The 12,913-nt window shown below is 35.6% G+C and carries 11 protein-coding genes; all 11 read left to right on the top strand.

Annotated features, from left to right (window positions below; translation table 11 throughout):
* Positions 1–7: 7 nt before the first annotated feature.
* The 11 genes from PHV44_01065 to PHV44_01015 all read left to right on the top strand — a co-directional run bounded on the left by PHV44_01065 (position 8) and on the right by PHV44_01015 (position 12,913).
* The gene (locus PHV44_01065) at positions 8–1,147 is read left to right on the top strand and encodes a DegT/DnrJ/EryC1/StrS aminotransferase family protein (protein ID MDD5591872.1); all 1,140 of its coding nucleotides are present in this window, start codon (positions 8–10) and stop codon (positions 1,145–1,147) included.
* Between the two features lie 76 nt (positions 1,148–1,223).
* The gene (locus PHV44_01060) at positions 1,224–2,084 is read left to right on the top strand and encodes a formyltransferase family protein (protein MDD5591871.1); all 861 of its coding nucleotides are present in this window, start codon (positions 1,224–1,226) and stop codon (positions 2,082–2,084) included.
* A 7-nt stretch (positions 2,085–2,091) separates the two neighbouring features.
* Complete coding sequence (locus tag PHV44_01055; protein MDD5591870.1) at positions 2,092–3,792, top strand: cobalamin-dependent protein; 1,701 nt, start codon at positions 2,092–2,094, stop codon at positions 3,790–3,792.
* The gene (locus PHV44_01050; GenBank protein ID MDD5591869.1) at positions 3,789–4,514 is read left to right on the top strand and encodes a CmcI family methyltransferase; all 726 of its coding nucleotides are present in this window, start codon (positions 3,789–3,791) and stop codon (positions 4,512–4,514) included. The genes PHV44_01055 and PHV44_01050 overlap by 4 nt, the downstream gene beginning before the upstream one ends.
* Before the next feature lie 4 nt (positions 4,515–4,518).
* Positions 4,519–5,697 (top strand): SGNH/GDSL hydrolase family protein, encoded by a 1,179-nt coding sequence (locus PHV44_01045; GenBank protein MDD5591868.1) that lies wholly within the window; start codon positions 4,519–4,521, stop codon positions 5,695–5,697.
* A 2-nt stretch (positions 5,698–5,699) separates the two neighbouring features.
* Complete coding sequence (locus PHV44_01040) at positions 5,700–6,845, top strand: TIGR00180 family glycosyltransferase (GenBank protein MDD5591867.1); 1,146 nt, start codon at positions 5,700–5,702, stop codon at positions 6,843–6,845.
* Positions 6,835–8,643, top strand: a complete 1,809-nt coding sequence (locus PHV44_01035; GenBank protein ID MDD5591866.1) for an ABC transporter ATP-binding protein — start codon at positions 6,835–6,837, stop codon at positions 8,641–8,643. Before PHV44_01040 ends, PHV44_01035 begins: the two co-directional genes overlap by 11 nt.
* A 7-nt stretch (positions 8,644–8,650) precedes the next feature.
* A complete protein-coding gene (locus tag PHV44_01030) occupies positions 8,651–10,099 on the top strand; it encodes a radical SAM protein (GenBank protein MDD5591865.1) in 1,449 nt (482 codons plus the stop codon).
* Positions 10,100–10,131: 32 nt separating this feature from the next.
* Positions 10,132–11,109 (top strand): radical SAM protein, encoded by a 978-nt coding sequence (locus PHV44_01025; GenBank protein ID MDD5591864.1) that lies wholly within the window; start codon positions 10,132–10,134, stop codon positions 11,107–11,109.
* Positions 11,096–12,154 (top strand): histidinol-phosphate transaminase, encoded by a 1,059-nt coding sequence (locus tag PHV44_01020; GenBank protein ID MDD5591863.1) that lies wholly within the window; start codon positions 11,096–11,098, stop codon positions 12,152–12,154. The genes PHV44_01025 and PHV44_01020 overlap by 14 nt, the downstream gene beginning before the upstream one ends.
* Positions 12,155–12,913, top strand: a complete 759-nt coding sequence (locus tag PHV44_01015; protein ID MDD5591862.1) for a hypothetical protein — start codon at positions 12,155–12,157, stop codon at positions 12,911–12,913.

The following is a 12,913-nucleotide window of genomic DNA, read 5'->3' as shown; positions in this document are numbered from 1 at the left end:
GGTTACTATGAAAATCAGACTGGTAAAACCATACGTTGGCAGACAAGAATTACAGAACATCAAAGATATTTTTAAGAGGGCGTGGTTGGGTAATGGCCCTAAAGTAGCAGAATTTGAAATAGCTTGGAGTAAATACCTTGGCTGCAGGGCTTCTGTTGCCGTAAATTCAGGTACGGCCGCGTTACACTTAGCGCTCTGGGCTTATAAATTTCCCAAAGGTAAAAAAGTGTTTGTTCCCGCTATGACCTTTATTTCGACTGCAAATGCCGCTCTTTATAATAATCTTATACCTCTATTTGTAGATGTTGAAGAAGAGACCCTCCAGATGGACCTTGAAGATATGAAAAGGAAATATAGCGATGATTGTGTAGCGATTATTCCTGTACATTTTGGAGGCCATCCCGTTCCTATGGATGAATTAATGCCTTGGGCCAGAAGTCGCAATCTTAAAGTTATTTCTGACTGCGCACACTGCGCTGGAGGTCAATACAAGGGTAAGAAGCTCGGTACCTGGGCAGATGTAAACTGTTTTAGTTTCGAAGAAAAAAAATGCCTGACTACCGGAGATGGTGGAATGGTTTCTTCGGACAACGAGGAATTGATAGAAAAAATCAGAGGTAATCGTCAGGTCGGTATGAGTTCAGGTACTTGGCAGCGGTTTAAAGAAGTCCAGGATAAGGATAAAACCGATGCCTATCACTGGTATTATGAAATTAAAGACCTTGGATATAAATACAATATGAATGATGTCGCGGCTGCAATTGGTTTGGCGCAGCTAAAGAAGCTGGATTATATGAATTATAGGAGGATAGAGATTATTAAGCAGTATTTAGAAGGCATCAAAGATTGTAGCAGCGTTAAACCAGCCTTTCCGTATGATTTAGCAACCCCCTATTATGACTTTATGGTCCGGGTTAATAAAAGAGACGAATTTATTATTTTTATGCAGCGCAAAGGCATAGCAACGGGTGTTCATACAATGCCAGTACCCCTGCATCCGCTTTATAAGAATTACAAAGTGCAAATCCCTATTGCTATGCGGATATGGCAGGAGTATGTGGTGTTACCTTTCTTTGTTGAGTTAACCGATCGCCAGATACAGTATGTGATAGACGCAATTCTTGAATTTGATAAAAATAAAAGATGATATATGGATAGGTAATATAATGAAGATACATTCATAGTGGTTTCGCCAGGATGAAATTATTATCCCAGCAGCAAAAGTGTATGATAAAGATTCTAAAATGAAAAAAACAGCTAAAAAATTACTAATATTTTCAGGTCTCAACAGGAGATATAAGTATATTGTGAATAAGCTTTTGGATAAATATCCAAATTCTAGTTTAATTATACAAGAAATTACCAAGGGGGATTATATTGGAAAGTATGACGATGATAATAATAAATTGGATAAAGAGGCAATCGAACTAATAAATAAGCATTTGAAAACAAGAGATGAAGTGGAGTCAGAATATTATAAAGAAGACGTGTTCCATTTAGATAACTGTAATGACGTTTTATATGTTAATTCAGAAACATTAAGCTCTGACAAAACAGTAAGATTTATAAATAAAGTTTGGCCTTCCGTAACCTTTTCTTTTGGGATTGGGATGATAGGAAAAAAGGTATTGGATGCTTTAACAGATTGTATAGCTATTAATTTACATCTAGGTCTATCCCCTTACTACAGAAGTTCAGATACCCTCCTTTGGCCCCTCTATTTACAAAATCCCAACCATATAGGGATAACTTTACACCAGATAGACCAGCAAGTAGATCATGGCGCTATTTATCATCAACAAAAAACAGTCTTTGCGAAAGGGGATTCCATACATGATATATTTTGTAAAACAGTTATCCAAGCTGCCCAGCCTGCATTGAAATTGATTGATTCACTAATAAGAAATATTCCATTAAAGCCGTATATTTCACCAATAACAGGAAAATTATTTCTACGTGGTGAATTTACCCCCGCGCATTTAAAAATTATATATCAATTGATTAATAAAGGTATGCTCGATAGGTATTTAGAAGGAAAACTTTTATCTAAGGAACTTAAATTATATAGCTGTTTCAATAGGTAAAGCACAGATGAAAATCTTATTGGTTGTATCACCAAATTTTTCAATAAAAATACTCGAAGAGGAGATTGATAAAATCAAGAAAGGTTATTGCGATTTTACTAAAAGCGTAGATTGGAGGCCCGCCGCACCTCTGGGTATATTATATCTTGCAGGTGCATTAAGAGAAGCGGGTCATAAAGTTCAGATATATGATCTTCATAGGGAATTTTACAAATGCAGAGGGGAAAATTATTTTAAAAAAAATGATTTATCAAATTTCTTTAAAGACTATTTTGACACTGTTTTAAAAAGTAACGAGATTGATATTTTAGGAATCAGTGGCTTGTTTAATGTATCCTCGAGCACCGTAGAGAAAATGTGTATTAGGTGTAAACAGATTTATCCTTATACTAAAATTATTTTAGGTGGGAGTTATCCTACAATTATGTATCGCGATATTTTAAAAGCAGGTATCTGCGATTATATTATATTAGGCGAAGCCGAGAAAGAGCTTGTTTGGTTGCTTAATGTAATTAAAGCTCATACCGTAGACCAGAAAGTTGCCAATAACCCTCATATTGTTGATTTAATATGCCTCGATAAACCAAATAAAAAAGCTGCTATTATTGAGGATTTGGATAGTTTACCCATGCCGGCATGGGATTTATTGCCCCAGGTAGATGATTATACTGGTAATTCTATTGATGCCGAGAGAGTAGGTTCTTTAACGAATAAAAAGTCTGCGAGATCGGCCTCAATTTTTACAACTCGCGGTTGCCCTATGAGTTGCACTTTTTGTGCTGCCCACGGTACACATGGGAAAAGAATCCGTGCCCATTCAATAGGATATATAATCAATCATATAGATTGGCTTGTTGATAAGTATGATATAAATAATCTTCTCATTCAAGACGATATGTTTAATTTTTCAACCAACAGGACAATTCAGTTTTGTAAGACACTTTTTGAAAAATATCGCGACCGTTTTAATTTAGAATTTCCAAACGGCCTGGCTATCTGGAAATTAGATGAAGAGTCAATCGTAAATCTAAAAATGGCGGGCATGAAATCATGTACTATAGCTATTGAGAGTGGAAATAAATACATCCAAAAACATATCTTAAAGAAGAATTTAGATCTGAATTTAGTAAAAGAAAAAATCGGGTTATTAAAGAAGCATGGTATTAGCGTTAGAGCATTTTATATTGTGGGGTTTATTGGTGAGACGATAGAGATGATGCGTGATACTGTACAATTTGCTGTTGATTTAAACATCGATTGGTCAGAAGTAAAGATTTTTACACCCTTGGTAGGTAGCGAGATGTACGACTTAGCCAATGAAAAAGGCTACTTAGCAGGAGATATGAGCGACCATGTATATGGCCGTTCTTCAGTTATGACCCCCGATTTTAATCCTGAACAGGTAAAAGATATTCAGTATGATGCTAATATCCGTATAAATTTTATTAATAATAAATTTTTAAAAGAGAAAAAATATGAAGAAGCAGAGCTGACTTTTCGAGGTCTACTCAGAAATTTTCCTAATCATCTGTTTGCTCAATGGGGTTTATGGCAGGCGCTGAAGGGGCAAAGGAAAGCAAGAGAAGCTAAGGGGGCCATTAAAAAGTTATGTAAATTAGCGGATGAGTCGGAAGATTCGCGGGTGTTATTGGAAAAATACCATATTAGTTTATCCCCTACAAGCGGGGAAACCTTATTACACAAATGATTAATTGGGATATGTTGTCTTTAAGAAAACATGTTGCTAGATGTGAGAATAAAGACGAAAAATATCTGCGGAAAGCAGCGTTAGAATGGCTTAAGGCCTCAACTAAAAATAAAATTGATTATGAGGTCGAATGGTTTGGCATACCTGTTATCCAGACTCCCGCTGATATGGTGCTCATGCAGGAATTGATATTTAAAGCGAAACCAGATTTCGTTATCGAAACAGGAATTGCCCATGGCGGCGGATTAATCTTTTATGCATCTTTGCTTGAGCTTTTGGGGAAAGGAAGAGTTATAGGTATTGACATAGATTTTAGAAAACATAATAGAAAAGTTATTGAGGCGCATCCTTTATTTAAGAGAATTAAAATTATTCAAGGAGATTCGACTTCAGATGAGGTGATGGAGGCAATACGGGTATTTGTTAAAAAAGAATCCAGGGCGATAGTGTGTTTGGATTCAAACCATCATAGAAAACACGTATTAAAAGAATTATTATTATACAAACAGTTTGTTAATGTAGGTTCGTATATCGTAGTTTTTGATACTATAACATCCACATTAGTTAAGAGTGGAGTTTGTGGCGAAAATTACAGAAAAAACGGTCCGATGGAAGCCATATCTGATTTTTTAAAGAAAAATAGAGACTTTATCATAGATAAAGACTTTAATAAACTTTATATATCAACAAGCCCTAACGGTTATCTTAAAAGAATAAAATAGCTTTATGATAAAGAAAATATTAAGTTTTTATTTATGGGCTTCTTATATTGTAGGATCAGTAATTTTTATCTTCCTGATTTTTATTTTACTTATGAATTTATTTATTAAACCTTATAATTATTTTCAATCTGGAAAAGCAAAAATAATAAAAATATTTCAGGATAATAATTTAGAGCAGGATAATAGTATCAAGCAACAATTATTAAGAGTTTATCCAGGAAAAGGCATCGGTGAAATTAAGGATATCCTGAAAGATTCAGAGGGATACCCCATAGAACCGACAAGAGAATACCAGGCATCTTATCGTTCAAGGTATGTTAATGTTTCAAAAGAAGGATACAGGATAATCGCAAATCAAAGAGGATATTCACAAGATAAGAAGCAGAAAAATATATTTATTTTTGGGGGTTCTACAACTTGGGGATATAGGCTTCCCGATAATGAAACTATCGCCTCATATGTCCAAGACGGGCTTAATAAAAAAGATAAAGGATTTTTATATAATGTTTTTAATTACGCTATCTGTTCTGGTTATTCTAAATATGAAAAGAGGTATCTTGAGAGACTCATTATGCATGGCAGAACTCCAGATTACGTAATTTTTATTGATGGGTTGAATGATTTTTGTCGAGTTGCGCTAAGGTGGCCCGAGGAAAGCAATAAAAGATTATTAACTTATGAAAAAATATTTAAAAAATATGTATTTGAGCCGTATATTTTCTGGAAAGGTGAATTATCAAAATTATTAGGAGTTAATCATAAAATCGGTAATCATTTATTACAATACGATGAGAAATCAATAGAACAGGCTAGTAAGGAATTGATATTTAACTGGAGAGCCATTAAAGGAATATGTAATCAGTACGATATTAAATGCATATTTGTACTTCAACCGATTCCTGTATACGATTATCCGCTAGAGAAAAACTTATTTTTAGACAAGGCGGCCCTAAAAGAAGAAAGGGCGTATTATATGGCTGCTAGTAAAGGTTATCGATTATTGTTACAAGCAGATATATTGAATTCTTTCAAATATCTAGATTTACATAAACTGCAAATTAAAGGCTATGAATACTTAGATTCATGCCATTATACCGCTGATTTTAGTAAACGTATTGCAGAGTATTTAGTCGAGGAAATACTAAGGGATAAAATAAGGGCTTCCGATAAGATTAACGAGTGAGAATGAAAATTAAAAAGAGAGACGATAACGGTGGATGTACCATAGTGATACCTACTTATAACAGGTCTTATTACTTAAAAAGACTACTGAGTTATTATAATGAATATTTAGATCGTAATAAATATAAAATAATAATCGCAGATTCTAGCTCCTGTGAAAATAAAAAACAAAATAAAAAAATTATAGAACAATTTCCCGGCTTAGGCATATTATATCTTAATGAATACCCGGCCGATATTAACATGCTTAGTAAAATATGCAGTGTATTATGCCATATAAAAAGTGAATATTGCGTAATATGCGCAGATGATGATTTTATAACCCCGCAAGGCATAGAACAGTCTATAAGTTTTCTTAAGAAGAACGATGATTTCACAGTTGTATATGGTTTAGGTTTTGCCTTTTGGCTAAAACACGCCCAAGAAAACAAACAGCATTTTTATCGCGGGCGTATAATTCAGCATTCCTCAGTTACCTTTTCTGAACCAAAAGAAAGGTTAATTTATCATTTGTTGAATTATGTGCCTACTTTCTATGGGGTACACAGAAGTGATTTTTTAAGAACGATCTTTAAAGAATTAAAAGAATTCACAAGCGATCCCGTATTCGGTGAGTTATTTCTATCTATGCTTACTTTAATTTATGGAAAAATGAAATGTTTAGATGTGTTTTATACAGCCAGAGATAAGGGGGGCAATATAAAATCTAATAGGCAAGTCTTTTGGCTAAATGATTTTATTAAGAAAGGTTGTTTTAAGGAAAAATATTCTAAATTTAAGGAAGGCTTATTAATACATCTAAGTAAAAAATATCAATCGGATGCATTAGATATAGAAGAATTAAAGACAGCGATTGATGATGCCATGTCCATTTATTTAGCTAATTATATGAAAGGAATAAAATCTGCAAAAAAGAAGCTCTTAATATGCGAAATAAAAGATATTTTAAATCATTTTAGGATAACTAGTTGGATGTATGGGGGAATAAGGTTATTATATAGAAAATTATTTCCTGCATGCCAAATAAGAATGGATGATTTGGTGAGTTCTACAGGCACGCCCCCTTCTGAACATTATGAAGAAATCCAACATATATATAATCATCTACTGCTTTTTCCAATAGCCGATAAGAAAGGCCATGTTAGATAAACTCAGATTTATCCTTACAAAATCAGAAAAGAAGAAAATAATATTTGTTTTTTTCGGGACATTACTCCTTGCGGCTTTAGAATCATTCGGTATCGGTATTATCATGCCTATAATGCATCTATTCGTGAACCAGGATAAGATTCAGACTTCGAAAAATCTCCTGCGGCTTTATCAATTATCCGGGGCTAAAGATAACAATACTTTTCTTACCTTTTTAATAGCCGTTGCTTTTGGTTTGTTTGTTTTTAAGTCACTATATAATATTTTTGTGCGGTATATACAAAAAAAGATGGCAGGAAATATTTTCATCCGTTTGACAACCAAAGTCCTGGCCTCTTATTTGAGCAGGCCATACCCATTTCATTTGCAAAATAACAGCGCAATATTATTTAAGAATGCAACTACCGCGGTAAGCCAATTTTCCAGTTATTTTCTCTTGGCCCTCTTATCAATGGTTACCGACACCTTTATTCTCCTGGCAATTTCTTGCTTACTCCTTGCTATGTATCCATTCTTAACGTTATTCCTGGGGCTTATGTTTACACTTACCTTACTAACTACAAACCTTTTTCTTAGAAAAAGGATTGTAGTTTATTCTTTCCAGTTAATGAAGGCCTCAGAACAGCTGTTTAAATTTGGGCTTGAGTCCCTGCAGGCAGTCAAAGAGATCAAGGTATATAATAAACAGCCCTTTTTTGTAGAGAGATATGCCCGGGCATCTATGACGGCATCTGACAGCGAGGTAAAATTTAACGTTATTTCCACTTTGCCGCGCAATGTTTTAGATATGGTTTTACTGGCCTTTACACTGATGATGCTGTTGGTAAGTGCGTATTTTCATAGAAATCCGGCAGACTTAATCCCGATGATGATGGTTTTTGGATTGGCGGCACTGAAGGTCTTACCCTGCGTACAGAACATCTACAATAATTACAATAGCATTAAATATTATTCTTATAACCTGGATATTGTTTATGAAATCTTAAAAGAAGATACTGCCGAAGAGAGAATTAACGAAGATGTTTCTATTAATATGGAGTTCCCACAAGGGCCCGAGGATATCCGTTTAGAAAATATCACCTTCCAGTATAAAACAGCCGCTTTACCTATTCTTAAGGAATTCAGCCTTATCATTCCAAAGCATAAATTTATTGCCTTTGCAGGCGAAACAGGGGCAGGAAAGAGTACGTTAATAGATGTCGTAATGGGCTTGTTAACTCCAGCAAAAGGCACTTTGTATTATGGCCGTGCAGCAGTCAACCCGGGGAATATCCTGGAATACCGTAAAAATATAAGCTATGTCCCGCAGCATATTTTTCTTATAGACGATACTATAGAGGCGAATATCGCCTTTGGTATTGCCGCAGATAAGATTGATTTTGCGAAACTTAAACAGGCAACTGAGATAGCGCAGTTGGAGTCTGTAATTAAGGATTTACCGCAGGCAACTAAAACCGTGGTAGGCGAAAAAGGTATCAGACTATCCGGAGGGCAGAGGCAGAGAATCGGCATAGCCAGGGCTTTATACAGGGACCCGCAGATCCTCATTCTTGATGAAGCTACCTCTGCCTTAGACGGCCATACCGAGGCAAGGCTATATGCGGCGCTTAAGGATTTTAAGAAAGATTTAACCGTTATATTTGTGGCGCACCGCGCCAGTACCCTTGAGCAGGCCGACCATATTTATGTCATGCATGCCGGCAGGATTATTGACCAGGGCAGTTTTAAGGCGCTATTACAAAATTCCGATATTTTTAGAAAATTTATACATCAAGAGGAAGTAGGTAACATAAGTTAAAGACGTTATGGGAGAGAGGAAAGTGTCTAAGGGGGCGGATGTTTTATTTGTTTACACCAATATAAATGGGTTTCACTCTGATGTTTATAGTTTTGGAATAGGATATTTATCCAGCGTTCTTAAGAATAGCGGTTTTCAGCCAAAACTGATTATTGTTCGGTCTAAAAAGGATTATAAAAAGGTATTAAAAGCTGTTTTAGAGGAGAGGCCTAAAGTTATCGGTTTTTCGGCAGTTTCTTCGCAGTTTGTATTTATTTGCGAATTGGCAAAAATGATAAAGCGGATTCATAAAGGTATTATTGTATGCGGCGGTGTACATCCGACCATATTCCCTGAATCTCTTTTTTCTTCTTTCTTATTTGACGGGTTTTTTATAGGAGAGAGCGAGTCTTCATTCGTAGATTTCGTTTCGAATGTCCGGGCAGGTGCCCGCTATCAGGATACGGATAATTTTTGCTATGTAGATACAAATAGATTAGTAAAGAACAAATTAAGGCCCAGGGTTAAAAATCTCGAGGATTTGCCTTTTCCGGACAGGGATATTTATGATTACCAGTCCATTATAAACGAAAATAACAGCATGGCGACAATAATGACCAGCCGCGGATGCCCTTTTCATTGTACCTATTGTTCTAATTATGCGATTGCGCGCGTTTACGGAGAAGAAAATAATATTATAAGATATAATAGCGTAGAAAAGAGCCTTGAAGAGATAGATGTGCTAAAAACCAAATATACATTCGACAAACTATATTTTATCGATGACCTTTTTATCTTAAATAGAAATTGGCTAGATGATTTCTTACCTAATTACAAGAAAAGATTTAAACTTTCCTTTATGTGTCACATCAGGCCGGATGTCTGCACTAAAGATATTCTTTTTAGGCTTAAAGATGCCGGATGCTATAGGATTTTCTTAGCCGTAGAATCCGCTAACGATTATATCAGGAATGTTGTTTTTAAAAGGGATATTACAAAGGCACAATTGGAGAATGTATTTACGTGGGCAAAAGAGGCGGGTCTTGAGACGCAGTCAGTAAATATTATCGGGGTTCCTAACGAAACAGAGGAAACTATTTTAGAGACAATAAATTTTAATAGAAAAATGAATCCTACGGTAACTGGAGTAAATATATTTAGCCCTTACGAAGGTACGGAGCTGGGGGATTACTGCCGAGAGAAAGGTTTATTAAGGAAGAATAACCCATGTAAATTTTTTGATAGGCGACAGTCAAGGCTTACTTTACCCACTATTAAGAATGCCAAACTTATGAAATTATACAAAAGATTTCAATATCTGGTCTATAAAGACATCGACCTATTAAGAGCAAGGCGGGTTCTTTGGATAAGTAACTATGAGAGGTTGGAGCGTAATATATTTTTAGGGCCGTTCTTCAGGAGATTTAGAAAGATAGCTAAATTGGGCGGTAATATAATGCTGCCTAAACGTAGTTAAAATTTTTTATATGATGAATAGATATAAATAAAATGGCCTATATAAAACCAAACTCGAATTTTTATTCTCTCGCTGGCACATCTTTTTCTGAAGAACAGTCAGGGGAGTATAAAGAATACCGTAGATGTTGGGTAGAATATCCCACTAATTTTATCGTTAGGGATTTCCCCATGCATTTGGATATTGAGATAACCAATCGCTGTAATATTAAATGCACATTCTGCGACAAGTTGCATCTACTTAAAAATACCAAACTAAGCGATATGGATATAGATTTATATAAAAGGATTATAGACGAGGGTTCGGAAAATAGGCTTTGGGCAATAAAATTAAGTTATCGCGGTGAACCATTATTGCACGAGGAAATAGCAAAGATGGTTTCTTATGCAAAGAAAAAAGGTATTTTAGATGTTTATTTTAATACTAATGGCGTGCTGCTGACTAAAGAAAAGAGCGAAGAAATGATAGGTGCCGGATTAGACCGCATTTCAATTTCTATTGATGGGGTAGACCCTGAAATTTTTGAGAAGCAGAGGATCGGGGCAAAATTCAATACCATTATAAAAAATATAGACGCATTATTAGACCTGCGTCGTAAAAGAGGGGTGAATTTTCCTCGAATAAGAATTCAGACTGTTTATTTTTCTGATTTAGACCTCGAAACTTACAAATCTTTTTGGAAAAACCGCTGTGATGAGGTAGCTGCGGTTGATTACAAGGATAGCATAAATCGAAAAGAAGATTTAATCAACAACTGGGCCTGCCCTCAGTTATGGCAACGTATGACCATTGAATGGGATGGAACGATTATGCCTTGTAATAATGATGACCTGCACCTGCTTGATATTGGAAATGTAAAAACTAGAAGCATTTATGACTCTTGGCATGATGATAGGGTCAATCAGGCACGCGCATTACATCATAAAGGTCGTTCTCATGAAGTCAAAGCCTGCAATGGTTGTCCGTGGCGGACAGCGCAGATTAAAAAACCAATCCATGATAAAAACTAAGCTTCATCTGGCGCGGCTATATAGGGCTAAATTAGAAGAAGGACGCAAGGGACTTTTGCATTTAGATATGAACGAGGGAATTCCGGGTCTGCCGGATACTTTTTTAAAAAAGATTTTTTCCGGCGTTGATCCTGGGTCTCTATCTACTTATCCTGAATACAAGCTGCTGCAAAAGAAGGTAGCCGAACATAGTAACCTTAAACCGGGAAATATCTGTTTGACAAATGGCTCAGACGCAGCCATAAAATATATCTTTGATGCATACGTATCGAAGGGGGACAGGGTTTTACTAACCAATCCTACCTTTGCCATGTATCCGGTATATTGTCAGATGTTTGAAGCTAAACCCGTAATATTAGATTATAAGAACGATATGTCTTTCCCCGTTAAAGAATTCATGAATGTGCTTTCCAGGGACATACGCCTTGCGGTAGTGGTAAACCCTAATAATCCTACGGGAAGCGTTTTAGAAAAAGGGGATTTAATTGAAATTATCAAAAAAGCAGCAAATAATGATGTGCTTATAGTGGTGGATGAGGCATATTTTTATTTTTATCCTCATTCCGTAATAGAAAAGGTAAAAATTTATCCCAATCTTATTGTGCTGAGGACATTCTCTAAGCTACTGGGTATGGCTGCGCTAAGATTAGGTTATGCCGCGGCATCAAACAAAATAATAGAGTATTTAAGAAAAGTAAAGCCCACTTTTGACGTAAATGGATTAGCGGTATTAGTTGGCCAAAAGCTGCTGGATAACCCCGCCGTTATTAACGATTTAATTAAAGATGCGCATGAGGGTAAACAATATCTAGCACAAAAACTCGACATAGAGGCAATAGAATACCTCCGGGGGCATGCGAACTTTATATTGATTAAGTGCGGGAAGCGGGTAGATGAGATTATAAATAGTCTGGCAAAGGACGGTATCCTGGTAAACGGCAGATTTAGACAGGGTTTTTTAAATGACTATATTCGGGTCACCATCGGCAATAAAGCATATATGCAACGATTTTGGCAAACATTTATTAAAATCTGGAGAAGATAATTGGCAAATAAGAGCAAAGTAATTGATAAGGCAATCTTTTTGGACTTAGATGGAGTACTCTTCGATACCCTAAAAGAGGCTTATTGCGTAAGTACGCTTGCCACTACGAATAAACGCTCTATCGGTAGCATTAACTTTGAATCCGAACATTTTAAAATCTTCAAGAAATACAGGTTCCTTATCAATTGCGCCACAGATTATTATGATTTACTTAAAGCGATAGATAAAAAGTCAGAAGATAGGAGCATTGATATTGCGCGGGACTTTAGGTTACATTGTAATATAGATTCTCTAGAAAAGCAGATTTTTGAAAAACGTTTTTTAAAAGCCAGAAGATATATCAGGGTAAAATACCCTAAATTTTGGCTTTCTTTAAATACCCCATATAATTTTTTATATAAGATTTCGGAAATAATTAAGGAGGCAAAGCCCCCTTTTTTTATTATCACCACAAAAGATAAGGATACAGTTTTACAGCTGCTAAAAGTCCATAAGGTTAATTTTTCCAGCGATAATATATATGACGGGAAATATTACAAAAGGTTCAATTCAAAGGGCGGGGTCGTTAAATTTATAATAGATAAATACCGGGTGCGCAAGTCCCTTATCATAGATGACTCTAGAGACCATTTATGTTCTTGCGGCGGAATTACGGGTCTGGTAAGGATCCATGCTGGATGGGGATACGTGTTAACAGATAATAATTCGGAATGCGAAAAAGAAGCCATTTATAAAATAAAAAAAATCTTAGGAGCTTAA

This window comes from Candidatus Omnitrophota bacterium (genome assembly GCA_028717245.1).
GTDB lineage: Bacteria > Omnitrophota > Gorgyraeia > Gygaellales > Profunditerraquicolaceae > JAGUYA01.
The sequence above is the reverse complement of the archived record's forward strand: the minus strand, read 5'-3'. Positions and strand labels throughout refer to the sequence as shown.